Source organism: Salmonella sp. 32020114201800008SM, assembly GCF_017572025.1.
Lineage (GTDB): Bacteria > Pseudomonadota > Gammaproteobacteria > Enterobacterales > Enterobacteriaceae > Salmonella > Salmonella enterica.
This window is the reverse complement of sequence record NZ_JAGEQM010000005.1, coordinates 47045-64373: the sequence shown is the minus strand read 5'-3', so window position 1 is coordinate 64373 and position 17329 is coordinate 47045. Positions and strand designations below refer to the sequence as shown.

General features: G+C 54.3%; 12 protein-coding genes. 4 read left to right on the top strand and 8 right to left on the bottom strand.

Annotation, left to right across the window (positions count from 1 at the left end):
• Nucleotides 1-411: 411 nt before the first annotated feature.
• Together J4613_RS14510 and greB are read right to left on the bottom strand one after the other, a co-directional pair.
• Entirely contained in the window at nt 412-2742 is a 2331-nt protein-coding gene (locus J4613_RS14510; protein WP_023243446.1) for a Tex family protein, read from the bottom strand.
• A gap of 98 nt (nt 2743-2840) precedes the next feature.
• On the bottom strand, nt 2841-3314 hold the full coding sequence (gene greB, locus J4613_RS14505; protein WP_000856695.1) for a transcription elongation factor GreB: 474 nt from the start codon (nt 3312-3314) through the stop codon (nt 2841-2843).
• A gap of 225 nt (nt 3315-3539) precedes the next feature.
• On the opposite strand from greB, the gene ompR reads away from it, so the two are divergent.
• Both ompR and envZ read left to right on the top strand, forming a co-directional pair.
• Nucleotides 3540-4259 (top strand): two-component system response regulator OmpR, encoded by a 720-nt coding sequence (gene ompR, locus J4613_RS14500; protein WP_001157751.1) that lies wholly within the window; start codon nt 3540-3542, stop codon nt 4257-4259.
• A complete protein-coding gene (envZ, locus tag J4613_RS14495) occupies nt 4256-5608 on the top strand; it encodes a two-component system sensor histidine kinase EnvZ (protein WP_001253818.1) in 1353 nt (450 codons plus the stop codon). Before ompR ends, envZ begins: the two co-directional genes overlap by 4 nt.
• Nucleotides 5609-5682: 74 nt before the next feature.
• Here the strand turns inward: envZ and pckA are convergent, their stop codons facing one another.
• Nucleotides 5683-7302, bottom strand: coding sequence for a phosphoenolpyruvate carboxykinase (ATP) (gene pckA, locus J4613_RS14490; protein ID WP_001265689.1), 1620 nt, complete (start codon nt 7300-7302; stop codon nt 5683-5685).
• 379 nt (nt 7303-7681) lie between these two features.
• On the opposite strand from pckA, the gene J4613_RS14485 reads away from it, so the two are divergent.
• The gene (locus J4613_RS14485; RefSeq protein WP_080219189.1) at nt 7682-9391 is read left to right on the top strand and encodes a DUF4153 domain-containing protein; all 1710 of its coding nucleotides are present in this window, start codon (nt 7682-7684) and stop codon (nt 9389-9391) included.
• Nucleotides 9392-9501: 110 nt separating this feature from the next.
• On the opposite strand, the gene hslO is transcribed toward J4613_RS14485, so the two are convergent.
• The 4 genes from hslO to igaA form a co-directional block, all read right to left on the bottom strand.
• Entirely contained in the window at nt 9502-10380 is an 879-nt protein-coding gene (gene hslO / locus J4613_RS14480; RefSeq protein ID WP_001135571.1) for an Hsp33 family molecular chaperone HslO, read from the bottom strand.
• A 24-nt stretch (nt 10381-10404) separates the two neighbouring features.
• A complete protein-coding gene (gene hslR / locus J4613_RS14475; protein WP_000660723.1) occupies nt 10405-10806 on the bottom strand; it encodes a ribosome-associated heat shock protein Hsp15 in 402 nt (133 codons plus the stop codon).
• Between the two features lie 10 nt (nt 10807-10816).
• The gene (gene yrfG, locus J4613_RS14470; protein ID WP_001582569.1) at nt 10817-11485 is read right to left on the bottom strand and encodes a GMP/IMP nucleotidase; all 669 of its coding nucleotides are present in this window, start codon (nt 11483-11485) and stop codon (nt 10817-10819) included.
• 64 nt (nt 11486-11549) lie between these two features.
• Complete coding sequence (gene igaA / locus J4613_RS14465) at nt 11550-13682, bottom strand: intracellular growth attenuator protein IgaA (RefSeq protein WP_023136939.1); 2133 nt, start codon at nt 13680-13682, stop codon at nt 11550-11552.
• Between the two features lie 322 nt (nt 13683-14004).
• Here igaA and nudE point away from each other — a divergent pair, with 322 nt between their 5' ends.
• A complete protein-coding gene (gene nudE / locus J4613_RS14460) occupies nt 14005-14568 on the top strand; it encodes an ADP compounds hydrolase NudE (protein ID WP_000045725.1) in 564 nt (187 codons plus the stop codon).
• Between the two features lie 95 nt (nt 14569-14663).
• On the opposite strand, the gene mrcA is transcribed toward nudE, so the two are convergent.
• The gene (mrcA, locus tag J4613_RS14455) at nt 14664-17216 is read right to left on the bottom strand and encodes a peptidoglycan glycosyltransferase/peptidoglycan DD-transpeptidase MrcA (RefSeq protein WP_000673814.1); all 2553 of its coding nucleotides are present in this window, start codon (nt 17214-17216) and stop codon (nt 14664-14666) included.
• Between the last annotated feature and the right edge of the window lie 113 nt (nt 17217-17329).

Here is a 17329-nt window from a genome sequence, read left to right as displayed (position 1 = left end):
GGATGTATACCTCATGCGGCGCTCAGGGGGGCGGCAGGAGACCCGATGTTTAGCCAACGAAGGAAAGAGTAAATAATCAACAACACAATGATAATGAGAATGGTTTCTATCTTCAACGATTAAAATGTGACGGAATGTACAAATAAGCGATAATTTGCGCCGATGTTGATATGGCTCAACATTTATTTGTCTTTTTGCAAATACCCCTAATGTGCAAATATCCACCGTTTTTAATGTTTAATTAAGGTTTCATCTGTTAATAAAGTGATAATTAATAGTGCAGATAGCAGAAGAAAATTAATTAACAGATTCTAATGGGTAAGATTTAATTGTTAATTAAAAAAGAAAGGGTTGGACGTATTGCAAAATCGCAGGCCGGATAAGAAGTAACCCGGCCTGCGTATTACCCGATTAGCGTTTTTTCCCCATTGCCGCTGCCAGCGCGTCCATCATGGCGCTGTTACCGGCTGGCTGGGCGTCACGACCGCGCGGTTTCGCCGCTTTTGACGCCGGGCGGTTGCCCTGCGCGCGATCGGCGGCGCCGCCGCGGCGAGCGGCGGTTTCGCCGGGCTGTTCGTCCAGACGCATCGTCAGCGCAATACGCTTACGTTGCAGATCCACTTCCAGCACTTTCACCTTCACGATGTCGCCAGCTTTTACCACGGTGTGTGGATCGTCGACGAACTTAGTCGACAGGGAAGAGATGTGGACCAGGCCATCCTGATGAACGCCGATATCGACAAACGCGCCGAAGTTAGTGACGTTAGTGACCGCCCCTTCTAGAATCATCCCCGGCAGCAGGTCGTTCATGGTTTCGACGCCATCGGCGAATTGCGCGGTTTTAAATTCAGGACGCGGGTCGCGGCCCGGTTTTTCCAGCTCTTTGATGATATCGCTCACGGTCGGCACGCCGAATTTATCGTCGGTAAAATCAGCGGCCTTGAGGTGACGCAATTCGTTGCTGTTGCCCATCAGATCTTTTAGCGCTTGCTGCGTCGCCGCCAGAATGCGTTCGACAACCGGATAGGCTTCCGGGTGGACGGTGGAGGCATCCAGCGGGTTATCGCCGTGGTTAATACGCAGGAAGCCCGCGCACTGCTCAAACGCTTTCGGCCCCAGACGGCTCACCTTCAACAGTTGCTGGCGGTTCTGAAACTGACCGTTCTCATCGCGCCAGGCGACGATGTTTTGCGCCATCATGCGCGTTAAGCCCGCGACGCGGGTCAGCAGCGGCACGGAGGCGGTATTCAAATCGACGCCGACGGCGTTTACGCAGTCTTCGACCACCGCATCCAGTTTACGGGCCAATTGGGTCTGGCTGACATCGTGTTGATATTGGCCGACGCCGATGGATTTCGGATCGATTTTCACCAGTTCCGCCAGCGGATCCTGCAGACGACGCGCGATAGAGACCGCGCCGCGCAGGGAGACGTCGAGATCCGGAAACTCCTGCGCCGCCAGCTCAGAAGCGGAATACACGGACGCCCCCGCTTCGCTGACGATCACTTTCTGCGCCGTCACGTTCGGGAACTGTTTCTGTACGTCGAGATAGAAGCGTTCGGTTTCACGCGAGGCCGTACCGTTGCCAATCGCGACCAGTTCGACGTGGTATTTTTCGCACAGCGCGGCGATCACGGTAGCCGCTTTGGCCGCCTGACCGGTATGCGGATAAATGGTATCCGTCGCCACCAGCTTGCCGGTGCCGTCAACGACAGCGACTTTTACGCCGGTACGCAGGCCAGGATCAAGGCCCATCGTGGCGCGCAGGCCTGCGGGGGCTGCCATCAGCAGGTCGTGCAGGTTACGGGCAAACACGTTAATCGCTTCATCTTCCGCACGTTCGCGCACGGTGCCCATCAGTTCGGTTTCGAGGTGCATTAAGACTTTGATACGCCACGTCCAGCTCACTACGCCTTTGCGCCAGCTATCCGCCGGGGCGTTATTCAGCCGCAGGCCGAGATGGTCCATGATGATTTGCTCGCAGTAGCTTTCTTTTGGCGGCTCATCAAACTGTGGGTCGGCATTGAGCGAAAGTTGCAGAATGCCTTCGTTACGACCACGGAACATGGCCAGCGCACGGTGAGACGGGACGCTAGCAATGGGCTCATGATGGTCGAAATAGTCGCGGAATTTTGCCCCTTCTTCCTCTTTGCCGCTCACGACGGTGGCGACCAGATGGGCGTTCTTCCACAGGTAATCACGTACTTTCGCCAGCAATGCGGCGTCTTCGGCAAAGCGCTCCATCAGAATGTAGCGTGCGCCGTCGAGCGCGGCTTTCGTGTCCGCCACGCCTTTGTCGCCATCAATGTACTTTGCCGCTTCCACGTCAGGATCGTGGGACGGCTCGTTCCAGAGCAGATCGGCCAGCGGCTCAAGGCCGGCTTCAATGGCGATTTGTCCACGGGTGCGGCGTTTAGGTTTATAGGGCAGGTAGAGGTCTTCGAGCTCGGTCTTACTTAACGTAGCGTTGATGGCGCCAGCCAGCTCATCGGTCAGTTTGCCTTGTTCGGAAATGGACTTGAGGATGGCCTGACGCCTGTCTTCCAGCTCACGCAGATAGCCCAGACGCGTTTCCAGGTTACGCAACTGCGTGTCATCCAGACCGCCGGTGATTTCTTTACGATAACGTGCGATAAACGGCACGGTGTTCCCTTCGTCAAGCAGGCGAACGGCAGCTTCAACCTGCCCGGCATTTGCCTGGATTTCACCCGCAATAATGCGGCAGAAAGAATCATTCATCATGGGTTAGCTTCGTCTTCAGGATAAAAATCAGGGGATAGTTATACGGATTGGCTGGCAAAAATGCCAGCCATCAGCGGGGGCTTAGGATTCTTCTTGTCTTATTTGACGTATTCGATCGCATTGACGTACCAGTTTGCTTCGCCGACAGGGGTGTTGACCACCGCCAGATCGCCCACTTCTTTTTTCAGTAGCGCCCGCGCCATCGGCGAGTCGATAGAGATGTAATCCTTACGTCCGAAAATTTCATCGTAGCCGACAATGCGGAACTTCAGCGTATCGCCGTCATCATTTTCAATTTCCACCCAGGCGCCGAAGAAGACTTTGCCCTCCTGCTGCGGGGAATAATCCACGATTTTGAGATTTTCCATGCATTTGGTCAGATATCTGACGCGTCTGTCGATCTCACGCAGGCGCTTTTTATTATACTGATAGTCGGCATTCTCGCTGCGGTCGCCCAGACTCGCAGCCCAGGTCACTTTTTTGGTGACCTCCGGGCGCTCTTCACGCCAGAGATAATTGAGCTCTTGTTTGAGTGTTTCGTACCCTTCGCGGGTGATCAGGGGCGTTTTCATCTCGTTGATTTACCTTTGCTGTCGATATTGCGCACACGGGGTATAACGTGATCGTCCCGACAGAATAAATAATGGGGTTGCCGATTAATTGTATATTTAAGCTGCTGTTAAATATGCTTTGTAACAATTTAGCCTGAAATTCATACCAGAATTTGCTGGTGACTCACGTGAGCTTTTTTAAGAATACACACTTACATTTGTTGCGAACCTTTGGGAGTACAGACAATGCAAGAGAATTATAAGATTCTGGTGGTTGATGACGATATGCGTCTGCGGGCGCTACTGGAACGTTATCTGACCGAGCAGGGCTTCCAGGTTCGAAGCGTCGCTAACGCTGAGCAGATGGATCGTCTGCTGACCCGTGAATCTTTCCATCTCATGGTACTGGATTTAATGCTGCCAGGTGAAGATGGTCTGTCGATTTGTCGTCGCCTGCGTAGTCAAAGTAATCCAATGCCGATCATTATGGTCACGGCGAAGGGTGAAGAGGTTGACCGTATCGTCGGGCTGGAAATCGGCGCCGATGACTACATTCCTAAACCGTTTAACCCGCGCGAGCTGTTGGCGCGTATTCGCGCCGTGTTACGTCGTCAGGCAAACGAACTGCCCGGCGCGCCGTCGCAGGAAGAGGCCGTTATCGCGTTCGGTAAGTTTAAACTGAACCTCGGTACGCGCGAGATGTTCCGTGAAGATGAACCGATGCCGCTGACCAGCGGGGAGTTTGCGGTACTGAAAGCGTTAGTCAGCCATCCGCGCGAGCCGCTCTCTCGCGATAAGCTGATGAATCTGGCCCGTGGCCGCGAGTATTCCGCGATGGAACGCTCCATCGACGTCCAGATCTCCCGCCTGCGCCGTATGGTGGAAGAAGATCCGGCACATCCGCGTTATATTCAGACCGTCTGGGGCCTGGGCTACGTCTTCGTACCGGACGGTTCTAAAGCATGAGGCGAATGCGCTTCTCGCCGCGAAGTTCATTTGCCCGCACGCTGTTGCTCATCGTCACCTTGCTGTTCGTCAGCCTGGTGACGACCTACCTGGTGGTGCTGAACTTCGCGATTTTGCCGAGCCTCCAGCAGTTTAATAAGGTTCTGGCTTACGAAGTCCGTATGCTGATGACCGATAAGCTGCAACTGGAGGACGGCACGCAGTTAGTCGTGCCGCCTGCGTTTCGTCGGGAAATCTATCGCGAGCTGGGGATCTCTCTCTACACCAACGAAGCCGCTGAAGAGGCCGGGCTGCGTTGGGCGCAACACTACGAATTCTTAAGCCACCAGATGGCGCAGCAATTAGGCGGCCCGACGGAAGTGCGCGTTGAGGTCAACAAAAGCTCGCCCGTCGTGTGGCTCAAAACCTGGCTGTCGCCCAATATCTGGGTGCGCGTGCCGCTGACCGAGATTCATCAGGGCGATTTTTCTCCGCTTTTCCGTTACACTCTGGCGATCATGCTCCTGGCGATAGGCGGCGCGTGGCTGTTTATTCGTATACAGAATCGACCGTTAGTGGATCTTGAACATGCCGCCTTGCAGGTAGGGAAGGGAATTATTCCGCCGCCGCTGCGTGAATATGGCGCCTCTGAAGTGCGCTCTGTGACCCGGGCGTTTAACCATATGGCAGCCGGCGTGAAGCAATTGGCCGATGACCGTACGCTATTGATGGCGGGCGTCAGCCACGACTTGCGCACGCCGTTGACCCGTATTCGTCTGGCGACGGAGATGATGGGCGAGGAAGACGGTTATCTCGCGGAGTCGATCAATAAAGACATCGAAGAGTGTAACGCCATTATCGAACAGTTTATTGACTATCTGCGTACCGGTCAGGAAATGCCAATGGAGATGGCGGATCTCAATTCCGTGCTGGGCGAGGTGATTGCGGCGGAAAGCGGCTATGAGCGTGAGATTAACACTGCGCTTCAGGCAGGCAGCATCCAGGTGAAAATGCACCCGCTCTCGATTAAGCGCGCGGTGGCGAATATGGTGGTCAATGCTGCCCGCTATGGCAACGGCTGGATTAAGGTCAGCAGCGGCACCGAGTCGCATCGCGCCTGGTTTCAGGTAGAAGATGACGGGCCGGGCATTAAGCCGGAGCAGCGTAAACATCTGTTCCAGCCTTTTGTGCGTGGCGACAGCGCCCGTAGCACCAGCGGCACAGGGCTGGGGCTGGCGATTGTGCAGCGCATTATCGATAACCATAACGGGATGCTGGAGATTGGCACCAGCGAGCGTGGCGGATTGTCAATTCGCGCCTGGCTACCGGTTCCTGTGGCTCGCGTCCAGGGGACGACAAAAGAGGCATAAGAAAGGGAGGTATTACCCTCCCTTTCTTCTCAACGCCGGATGACGCCGTTCAAAGCCGCCATCCGGCCTGTTCCTTACAGCTTCGGTCCGGCGCTAACCAGCGCTTCGCCTGCCGGGGTATCCGTATACTTCTCGAAGTTCTCAATGAACAGTTTCGCCAGCGCGGTGGCTTTTTCCTGCCATTGTTCCGGCGACGCGTAGGTGTTACGCGGGTCGAGAATGTGGGTATCCACGCCTGGCAGTTCAGTCGGGATCGCCAGATCGAACAGCGGCAGACGGAAGGTTTCCGCGTTATCAAGAGAACCGTTCAGAATGGCGTCGATAATTGCGCGCGTATCTTTGATGGAGATACGTTTGCCGGTGCCATTCCAGCCGGTGTTAACCAGATAAGCCTGCGCGCCCGCTGCTTGCATACGTTTCACCAGCACTTCAGCATACTGCGTCGGGTGCAGCGTCAGGAACGCGGCGCCGAAGCAGGCGGAGAAGGTGGGGGTCGGTTCGGTGACGCCGCGTTCGGTGCCGGCCAGTTTAGCGGTGAAACCTGACAGGAAGTGGTACTGCGTCTGGTTAGCGGTTAAACGGGAAACCGGCGGCAACACGCCGAAGGCGTCCGCCGTCAGGAAGATAACCTTGGTGGCGTGACCTGCTTTGGACACGGGCTTAACGATGTTATCGATATGATAGATCGGGTAAGAGACGCGGGTGTTTTCGGTTTTGGAACCATCGTCGAAATCAACGGTGCCGTCTTCGCGCACGGTGACGTTTTCCAGCAGCGCATCACGGCGAATCGCATGATAAATTTCTGGCTCCGCTTCTTTCGACAGTTTGATGGTTTTGGCGTAGCAGCCGCCTTCAAAATTGAACACGCCGTCGTCATCCCAACCGTGCTCATCATCGCCAATCAGACGACGTTTCGGGTCGGTGGAGAGAGTGGTTTTTCCGGTACCGGAAAGGCCGAAGAAGACCGCGACATCGCCTTTTTCACCCACGTTGGCGGAACAGTGCATTGAGGCGATACCTTTGAGCGGCAGCAGGTAGTTCATTACCGAGAACATCCCTTTTTTCATTTCGCCGCCGTACCAGGTGCCGCCAATAAGCTGAATACGTTCAGTCAGGTTGAACGCCACGAAGTTTTCCGAGTTCAGCCCTTGCTCTTTCCACTGCGGGTTGGTGCACTTCGCGCCGTTCATGACAATAAAGTCAGGTTTGAAGCCTACCAGCTCTTCGTCCGTTGGGCGAATGAACATATTTTTAACGAAGTGGGCCTGCCAGGCGACTTCCGTAATAAAGCGCACGGAAAGACGCGTATCGGCATTTGCGCCGCAGAACGCATCAACAATGAATAAGCGTTTACCGGAAAGCTGATGCGTCACCAGACCTTTCAGGTGTTGCCAGGTTTCCTGGGAAAGCGGCTTATTATCGTTTTTACCTTTACCCTTATCGGACCACCACAGCGTATCACGCGTGGTGTCGTCGCGAACAATATACTTATCCTTAGGCGAACGACCGGTAAAAATACCGGTATCAACGGCAACAGCGCCCAGGTTAGTTAACACGCCACGCTCATAGCCTTCCAGACCAGGATTAAGTTCTTCCTGATAAAGGGTGTCGTAGCTGGGATTGTAAACGATATCCTGGACGTCGTTGATACCATAAGCCTTGAGATCTTGCGGGGTTAAATTGTTAACGCGCATATCACTGCTCCTTAGCCAATATATATTACCGAAAATAGTAAGGTTTTTTGAGGTTGGTTAACCGCGACAAGGCTCATAGATTTACGTATCTGGACAAAATCACGATTGACGAAAAACACTGTGACTCCTGTCACGCAGCGGCGGTTATTATGGCAGGAAACCTACTTTTGTTGTGGAAAATGTTCTGAAAACGTTAAAAGGAAGTGTTTTTGACCGACATAATGTGACTGTAATCGCATTCATGTAAGAAAGTTACGTAACACCAACATTAACAATATCGATTCACCTCTCTGCGTTTTTTTCTGAATTATGCATGACGACGCCTGGCGGTGAACAGATGGTGCAATAATGCGGCTTTCTCATCATTCTGGATAACGACATGGAAAGTGTAGCGCTTTCACGTACTACTCGCTGGGGGATGTTGCTCACCGGTTTGCTGCAGGGCGTCTTGTGCTACCTGCTGATGGCCTGGCTGGTACCACAAAATAGCGACTGGCTGTTCTATGGTATGCCTGCGACGATAGCGTTGTCGTCAATGCTATTGCTTACCGTGGTCTCTTTTAAACAGCGCGCGCTGTGGGGCTGGCTGGGGCTGATCTTTGTGGTCGTGCTGGCAATGAGCGGCTGGCTGAAATGGCAGGTTGAGGCGGTGGAGAAATGGCGCCTGGCCGAGCTCCTCTGGCTGTATGGTCTCCGGCTTGTGTTGATGGCGATGCTGGTATTACCCTGGATGCAATATCAGTTACATTCGCAAACCGGTTCGGCGCGTTATCCCCAGTTTTATATGCGGTTATGGCATAACGTACTGACATTGTTTATCGTCCTGGTCGCCAACGGACTGTTCTGGCTGGTTCTCCTGCTCTGGAGCGCGCTATTCAGGCTGGTGGGCATCCGCTTTTTCAGCACCCTTTTCTTTGAAACTGAAGCCTTTATTTATGTGACCATCGGCTTGATTACGGCGCTGGCGGTCATTCTCGCCCGCACGCAGTCGCGCCTTGTGGCGGCGGTGCAAAAGCTGCTGACGCTGATCGCGACGGGTTTACTGCCAGTGGTGTCGCTGCTGGCATTGCTGTTTATTGTGACGTTACCCTTTACCGGACTGGAGGCGATTTCTGCGCGTGTTTCCGCTGCGGGGCTGCTATCCACGCTGACGCTGATGCTGCTGCTCCTCGTGGCGATTGTCAATGAACCGCAAAAGCGCGTATTACCCTATCCGCGCGTACTACGCGGCATGATTAGCGCCTCGCTGTGCGTTGCCCCGATATATATGCTGCTGGCGGGCTGGGCGTTATGGGTACGCATTCAGCAATACGGCTGGACGCCGGATCGTCTGTATGGCGCGCTGACGGCGTCTGTCTTGCTGGTATGGTCCTTCGGTTATCTGATCGGTCTGTTACGCCGCGGACGCGACTCTGGTGAGTGGCAAGGCAAGGTGATACTGAGCGTCTCTTTGTTAACGCTGGTGATATTGCTGTTGCTGGCCTCGCCTGTACTTGATGTCTGGCGTATTAGCGTCAACAGCCATATGGCGCGTTACCATAGCGGTAAAATTACTGCGGATCAGATCAGCCTGTATATGCTGGATCACAGCGGCAAACCTGGCCAGGAAGCGCTGAAATCGTTGCGGGATGACGAGGCGTTTACGCAGAACAGAAAGCGCAATCGTGAACTGATGACGTTTTTGCAGAGAAATAAGGTCTCTCCGACGGCGGACGATTTAGCGCGGGTGGTGATGATTGCGCCCGGTAGCCAGAAGCCGGATGCCGCATTTTGGGCGTTTGTCAAAGAGCAGAGTTATTCGGACGATTCCTGCCTTGAACCGGATGCCTGCGTGCTGGTGAGTCAGGATCTTAACGGCGACGGTCAGCCTGAGCAGGTGCTGTATAACTTTATTGTTGCCGAGAGCCAGGTCTACGGCTTAAAAGAGGGGAAATGGACGCAGAAAGCGTTCGCCCGATTGCCGGACGGGTTTTCTAAGACGCAACTGTTGCACGCGATTGCCGGGCATCGGTTAGACTCAGCCCCCAAAGCCTGGCGCGATATCATTGTTGATGGTCAGCGGTTGGATGTGGATTACTACAACGAGTAAGCTTTTTGCCGGATGGCGGCATAAATGCCTTATCCGGCCTACGGAGCGGGATGCTGTAGGCCAGATAAGCGCAGCGCCATCAGACAATGATGTTGCCGACTACGAGGCGATTAATGAACCTGTGGATCGGCAGGAGAGGCGTTGTTACGGATCTCCGCGATATCCATCGCATTGAACAGGTAATGATTGCCGCAGTAATCGCAGTGCATATCGATTTCGCCTTCTTCCGCCAGAATGCTGTCCACTTCTTCATCCGGCAATGTTTTCAGCGCGCCCGCGCAACGTTCGCGTGAACAGGTGCATTTGAACTCAACATCTTGCGGATCGTAGAGCGTGACTTCTTCTTCGTGATACAAACGCCACAACACGTCATTTGCCGGTAACGTCAGCAGCTCTTCGCTTTTAATGGTTTCCGTCAACATGGCCAGATGGTCGAAATCCTCCGCCTGCGCGTTCTGTGCTGGCATCACCTGGAGCAACATTCCACCTGCCGCCGGTTTACCGTCGACATCGCCGGTACGAATAAACAGGCGCGTCGGCAACTGCTCGGAGCGCAGGAAGTAATCTTCCAGGCACGCCGCCAGAGTATCGCCTTCCAGACCCACTACGCCCTGATAGCGCTCACCCTCTTCCGGCGTAATGGTGATCACCAGATAGCCGTTGCCAACCAGCGTTTTGAGATCCGCATTGTCAGGGATATCGCCCTGAACGCGAGCCACGCCGCGCATCTGCTGCTGATTATTGCCATTGATCACCGCCAGGCTTAACGGCCCGTCGCCCTGGAGTTGTACCGTAATGTCGCCGGCAAACTTCAGCGTCGCGGTCAGCAGGCTAGTGGCGACCAGCAGTTCGGCCAGTACGGTTTTCACCGGCTGCGGGTAGGTATGATTGTCGAGGATCTGTTGCAAGGTTTCCGAAACGGTCACCAGCTCGCCGCGAACGGCAAAGTTTTCAAACAGATAACGATGTAATTGGTCATGTTGCGGCATAATCATCTCTCTTGCGGGTGACAGTTATTCGCTGTCGCCGTGTTTAAATCGTAACAGGTCGCGGCGCTCTTTCTTGTCCGGTCGCCTGTCCGGATGCGGCATGGTCAGGGCGTTAAGCTTGCGTGCCTGCGCCATTTTTTCGCGTTTTTCCACGCTTTCCGCCGTCTCTTCATACAGAGCGACGGCTTCGCTGGCCGGACGGCGCTGTTCGGTGATGGCTTTAACGATCACCGTCCGTTCGTCATTTCCCTGACGCAGGGTAAGGGTTGCGTTCAGCTCGACGATTTTGCTCGGCTTACTGCGCTGGCCGTTGTAATGCACCTTACCGCCTTCAATCATCTCGCGGGCCATCGCGCGGGTTTTATAAAAACGCGCGGCCCACAGCCATTTATCCAGTCTGACCTCAACGGAGGACTTTTCTTTCATGGCGTCTCCTTCACATCAGCGAGGGGATCAGACGGCGGTAGTCGTTCAGGGACGGATGGCGCGTATATTGCTTTTCCGCCAGGCCGGAATCGGGATTCGTCACGCCAAGACAGTAGCGAATACCAAACCGGGCGGCGGCGTCGAGAATCGGTTCGCTGTCATCGATAAACAGCGTTTTCTCTGCGCTTATTCCCGTTTCCTCAGTGACAGCGCGCCATAACCGCTGATCCTCTTTGGGATAACCAAATGTGTGGGTGGAAAGTAATAAATCAAGGTGTGAGGCCAGACCGGTATGCTCCAGCTTCACCGCCAGGTTATGTGGATGCGCATTGGTGAGCAGAATCCGACGTTTTCCGCTGGCTTTTAACGCATTCAGAAACGGTACGGTATCGTCGCGCAAAACGGCGCGCGGCCCTTGCGCCGTCGTCATGGCGCAAATATCCAGACCCAGACGCTCGCTCCAGTAATCCAGACAGTACCAGTTTAGCGTATGCTGTACGGCATGATACTGCTGGCGAATATATTCCTGCGCGTCCTGCGGCGAAATACCCTGCTGCGCGCCGTAGGTTTCCGGTACCAGCTTTTGCCAGAAATAGTTATCGAACGCGAGATCGAGCAGCGTGCCGTCCATATCCAGCAAAACGGTATCCACGTTTTGCCAGTCAATATCAATATGCATGGGGAACTCCAGGGTAACGCAATTTGCGCGACAGGGTAGCATACCCTGTCGCACGGCGGCGCTATCAGATGAGATTTTCCGGAGAGACGGTTAACCTGGGATTGAGGCAGCTTTCATAGTATTCCTGGATGTCCGCCATACGGGTACGGTGGCGTTGATAACGTCTGAACGCCTGAATGCCGTTGTAGACCGCGCTCACTATCATTGCCAGCATCAGCAGCGTGGTACCGAGGTAACGCCACCAGCCGGATTTATCGGGGATACGATGCAGGCTGATATGCTGCGTACCGTTGGCATCGGTATACACGCTGGTGACAATGCCCTCGGCGCTAAATGGCGTCTGCATGAGCGTTTGCGCCAGACGCTGGAAGGCGCTCCACTGTTCCTGCGCGGGATAGTCATACAGCGGCGTTGACGGCCAGGCCTGATCAACCAGTTCGCTGCCTTCATCGCTAGCGATCAGGAATCCGCCGGGAGCGGGGCTATTCAGCGACTGGGCGGCACGCGCGGTCTCGCGAGAAATAAACGGCGCCGTTGAGGTCGTGACCAGATTTTCCAGCGACTCTGCGCTTACGGGGCGTAGCAGCACGTTGACGCCGTCCAGTTTGCCGGCGTTCGCGCGTTTCACCAGCGCGTTCCAGTCTTTACTGTTACCGAGATTAACCAGCGCATTTTTCAGGCGCACGCACTCGTCTTCCGCCGCGCACAAATCAGCGGTTTTCAGAACAATATCGCCAAAGTCATCTAATAATACCATGCCCGATTTTTGGATCGCGGAGCGTAAAGATGCGCTTACGCGCGAGTCGTCTTCGGGTTTTGGATGGAGCTGACGATTTACCGCCTGGCTTAGCGCCATCGCTTTATTCACCAGGTCTGATTCCGGCAGCGGTAGCGCAGGCGCGTCATTCCAGATGATTTGCGAGCAATCGAACGGCATAAACGGTGAGTTAGACTGCCCGCTCCAGGTCGCCCCGGAATGAATATTACACATTCCTTTGCCGCTCAGGTGCAGCGTATCGCCCACCCGTACGCCAGCCTTTTCAAGCTGTTTTACCGTTGTCGCTTCAATGGTTTGCGCGCCTTTCATCCACGATAGCGTGAACTTGATTGGCATATCCAGCGGGATCCAGAACAGCAGCATAAACAACACCAGCAGCGAACCGATAGCAATAACAGTGCTGCGTAACCAGTGCTGCAACGGGAAGTTTTTCACTTCATCATGCAGGGATAAAAACCGGCCCTGGCGCGCGACATGGCGATCAAGGTAAATATCAATATCCGTTTGTTGCCCAAGATCCTGCGTAATGTAGGGTTGCCAGTGGGCAGGGTAAATAAGGTCGATGATGCCCAGCGAAATATTGTTAATCTGCTCCTGATTATTCTCCCCAAACAGTCCCCAGCGGCGGGGCGTTCCCCGCAGACAGTGAATTTCCCGCAGCGCGCTTTTCGACGGCGGCGCAAAAAGCCCCCAAAGTCCGGCTGCCAGCAGCAGGATAGCGCCGCCTATCATCCACGGTACAAAAACGTCTGGCGTTATCAGACAGAAAAAGAATAACAAAAAGGAGGCGACGATTAACAACGCTTCGCGCAAGCCAGCCGGGCGGCTGAGCGCATATTCTTCGTGGGTCTCCTGACGGATATTCAACAGCTCAATCTGCTCGCTCTCTTCGCCGCGAATCGACGCCTGCGTAGAGGCCGTATTCTGTAGCGCGTAGCCACGCGACTCCTGCATATACTCTTGCAGCGTATGGCCGTTTAAAGAGATCACCAGCGGCAGCGTATCCGTGAGGATTAGCTCAACGTTGTTTTCATCATTGATGTACTGTTCCCAGAAAGGCGGCAGATGGACTTCGACGGAGTCGAGGTAGTAGCGCCATTTATTAGGATCGTCAGTGGTAATGCCGTAGCGGGTGATGGAGTGAGTCAGTATCACGACACTGTTGCTTTCCGCATTCAGCGTCAGTGAGATGGGCGCAGTACTGGCGCCTGTCGGCCCCGGAACTTGCTGGATCTGGCTAAGGTTATCGAGATAGTTTTCTACCGCGCTGCGCTCTTCGGGCAACAGTTTACGCGTTTGCGCGTCCTGAAAGGCGCTGATCCACGGTAAACTCCCTCGTCTGGACTTTACCCGGAACCGCCATATTGCCAGTAGAGAGCAGGCCAGCAAAGCAGCTATAAAAATCAGAATGGTGCTCATGCTTTCCCCATCTTACTAAGTCTGTCAGGCGTGGTCAGTCGCACCCTGTCCAATAAACATTTTTCTGTGGTTGGCTATCGGCAAGCGTGGAGTTGAACTTGAGCATTGTAAAGCGCATCCCAGTGAAGGCAAATCATAGCAATACCACCAAAAACGGAATATCAGCAAATTCCTGGAGTTATTTCAACCTATTGACTTTTAATTTGAAATAAGAATTAATTTTTATTACGTTACATAAATGTAAATAAACGGCAATTCGCATTGCCGAAACCGTGCGGTATGTCGCACAATGACCACAGATTACACTGCAAAGATTCTCACAATGAGCAAATCATTACAAAAACCCACCATTCTGAAAGTGGAAACCGTCGCACAATCCCGACTGTTTAACGTAGAAAGCGTGGATCTGGAGTTCAGCAACGGCGTGCGTCGCGTGTATGAACGTATGCGACCATCAACCCGTGAGGCGGTAATGATTGTGCCGATCGTTGATGAGCATCTGATTCTTATTCGTGAGTATGCGGTGGGAACCGAATCCTATGAGCTGGGCTTCTCGAAAGGATTGATCGACCCGGGCGAGACCGTTTTTGAAGCGGCGAACCGGGAGCTCAAAGAAGAGGTCGGGTTTGGCGCGCATAACCTGACCTTCTTAAAAAAACTCAGCATGGCGCCCTCTTATTTTTCCAGCAAAATGAATATCGTGGTGGCGGAAGATCTCTATCCGGAGTCGCTGGAAGGCGACGAGCCTGAGCCATTGCCGCAGGTACGCTGGCCGCTGGCGCATTTAATGGATCTGCTGGAAGACCCCGATTTTAACGAGGCCCGCAACGTCAGCGCGCTGTTTCTGGTACGCGAGTGGTTGAAAGCGCAGGGCCGAATTGCCTGATGGCGCGGCGTTGATCAAGCCAACGGAAAGTTTGTCTCCCCGTTCGCCGTCATCCGCTAAACACAATAAAAAAGGCGCCGGAGCGCCTTTTTTGATCAGAACAGTTCGTGTGTTTCACCATTATCAATAATGGTGGTTCCCACCTCGTGTACCGCCTGTTGTGTCGGCTGCGTGCCTTCGATGAAATACTCTTCACGGCTGTTACCGCCGCTCGCCAGTTGTCCGGTACTGCGGTCGATATTCACCGTGACGATGCCCGGCGGCGGCGTTAGCGGCTGTTCCGGCACGCCTTCCAGCACGGCTTTCATATAGGCGTCCCATGCAGGTTGCGCGCTCTTCGCGCCGCCCTCATAGCCGGAGATTTGATCTTTGATCGCGCCGGAAGCGGTGGTGCGGCCTAAATCACGGCGGTGATCGTCAAAGCCGATCCATACGGAAGTGACGACGCCAGGACCATAGCCGGAGAACCATGCGTCTTTCGAGCTGTTGGTCGTACCGGTTTTGCCGCCGATATCGCGACGTTTAAGGTCGCGCGCCGCACGCCAGCCGGTACCCATCCAGCCGGGTTCGCCAAAGATATTGGTGTTCAGCGCGCTTTTGATCAGAAACGCCAGCGGCGTATTGATCACATGCGGCGCGTATTCCTGCGTGCCGTTTTGCGCGACCAGCGCCTGGTTTGCCTGTTCCAGCTCAGGCATCGGTACGGCGCTGTTTTGCTGCTCTTGCGAAACCGCGACCTCTTCCACATTGGTGTTTTCCAGCACGTCAGATTTCTGCGTATTGCCGTAAATGACCGGGATATCGCACTCCGGGCAGGCGATTTTCGGTTTCGCTTCGAAGATCACGCCGCCCTGATCGTTCTCAATCTTGCTGATGAAATACGGGTCGATCAGGAAACCGCCGTTCGCCATCACCGCATAACCGCGCGCAACCTGCATCGGCGTGAAGGAGGCGGAGCCCAGCGCCAGCGATTCGGTATGCACGATATTCTGCGCCGGGAAGCCGAAGCGTTGCAAATACTCCGCCGCATAGTCGACGCCCATGGCGCGCATGGCGCGTACCATCACCACGTTTTTCGACTGCCCCAGCCCCTGGCGTAAACGAATCGGTCCGGCGTACTGCGGCGGGGAGTTTTTCGGACGCCAGTCTGAACCTGCCCCGGCGTCCCAGCGGGAAATCGGCACATCGTTGAGCATACTGGCGAGCGTCAGCCCTTTATCCATTGCGGCGGTGTAGAGGAACGGTTTGATGTTCGACCCCACCTGACGCAAAGCTTGCGTCGCGCGGTTAAATTTACTCTGATTAAAATCGAAACCGCCGACCAGCGCCATTACCGCGCCTGTTTGCGGGTTAAGCGAAACCAGCGCGGAGTTCACTTCCGGTACCTGCGCCAGCCACCAGTCGTTATCCACCTGACGAACCCAGATTTGCTGACCTGTCTGGACGACATCGGTAACTTTACGCGGCGTCGGCCCCTGCTGTGTATCCGAGCGGTAAGGCCGCGCCCAACGCATTCCTTCCATATGTAGCGAAACGGACGTACCGTCGGCAAGCGCAGCGGTCGCCTCTTGCGGATTAGCGCTGGTGACCACGGCGGGAAGCAGCGGTCCGTAGGTCGGTAACGCTTTCAACGTATCGGTAATTTTTTTACTGTCCCACGCCGTTTCGCCCACTTTCCATAGCACATTCGCCGGGCCGCGATAACCGTGGCGCATGTCATAGTCCAGCACGTTATTACGCACCGCCTGTTGCGCGGCCTGCTGCACTTTGCGGGTGATGGTCGTGTAAATACGATAACCATCTTCGTAGGCGCTTTCGCCATAACGGTTATACATTTCCTGGCGCACCATTTCCGACAGATAAGGCGCGGAGAAGGCGATTTCCGGCGCGTGATAATTTGCGTCGATAGGTTCGCTACGGGCCTGATCGTACTGCGCCTGAGTGATATATCCCTCGCTTAACATTCGCGAAAGCACTACGTTACGGCGCGCTATCGCCCGATCCATCGAGTAGAGCGGGTTAAAGGTAGAAGGCGCTTTAGGTAGTCCGGCGATAACCGCCATTTCGCTTAGACTAAGCTGGTCAACCGTCTTACCAAAGTAGACCTGTGCCGCCGCGCCAACGCCATAGGCGCGGTAGCCGAGATAGATCTTGTTCAGATAGAGTTCGAGGATCTCATTTTTATTCAGCAACTGCTCAATACGAATCGCCAGAAACGCTTCCTTGATCTTGCGCATCAGCGTGCGTTCGGGGCTAAGGAAGAAGTTTCGCGCCAGTTGCTGGGTAATGGTACTTGCTCCCTGCGATGCATGACCGGAGAAGAGCGCGACGCTGGCCGCACGGAAAATACCTACCGGGTCAATGCCGTGATGCTCATAAAAGCGGCTATCTTCGGTGGCGATAAAGGCGTTGATCATTTCCGGCGGAATTTGATCGAGCGTAACGGGAATACGGCGTTTTTCGCCATATTGCGCGATAAGTTCGCCATCCGCGCTGTAAACCTGCATCGGAATTTGTAAACGCACATCTTTCAATGTCGCGACGTCAGGTAGCTGCGGCTCAATATAGCGATAAAGGCCATAAATCGAGCCTGCTCCCAGCAGGATGCAACATACTGCAAGGATCAATAAATACTTTACGAACTTCACTGGAGATTTCCCATTTAGTGTCATTTGGGCAGTTTATAAACAAACGCGCGGTAGTATAAAGGCAAGCCAGACGCATTGATATACCCGTTAACGCGACGGGTGATAAGGAGATC

Bases quoted from the DNA above. Each gene is read 5' to 3' on its own strand.
- J4613_RS14510 (WP_023243446.1), bottom strand. From the start codon at position 2,742: ATGATGAATGATTCTTTCTGCCGCATTATTGCGGGTGAAATCCAGGCA.
- hslO (WP_001135571.1), bottom strand. From the start codon at position 10,380: ATGCCGCAACATGACCAATTACATCGTTATCTGTTTGAAAACTTTGCC.
- ompR (WP_001157751.1), top strand. From the start codon at position 3,540: ATGCAAGAGAATTATAAGATTCTGGTGGTTGATGACGATATGCGTCTG.
- envZ (WP_001253818.1), top strand. From the start codon at position 4,256: ATGAGGCGAATGCGCTTCTCGCCGCGAAGTTCATTTGCCCGCACGCTG.
- greB (WP_000856695.1), bottom strand. From the start codon at position 3,314: ATGAAAACGCCCCTGATCACCCGCGAAGGGTACGAAACACTCAAACAA.
- hslR (WP_000660723.1), bottom strand. From the start codon at position 10,806: ATGAAAGAAAAGTCCTCCGTTGAGGTCAGACTGGATAAATGGCTGTGG.
- igaA (WP_023136939.1), bottom strand. From the start codon at position 13,682: ATGAGCACCATTCTGATTTTTATAGCTGCTTTGCTGGCCTGCTCTCTA.
- J4613_RS14485 (WP_080219189.1), top strand. From the start codon at position 7,682: ATGGAAAGTGTAGCGCTTTCACGTACTACTCGCTGGGGGATGTTGCTC.
- pckA (WP_001265689.1), bottom strand. From the start codon at position 7,302: ATGCGCGTTAACAATTTAACCCCGCAAGATCTCAAGGCTTATGGTATC.
- yrfG (WP_001582569.1), bottom strand. From the start codon at position 11,485: ATGCATATTGATATTGACTGGCAAAACGTGGATACCGTTTTGCTGGAT.
- nudE (WP_000045725.1), top strand. From the start codon at position 14,005: ATGAGCAAATCATTACAAAAACCCACCATTCTGAAAGTGGAAACCGTC.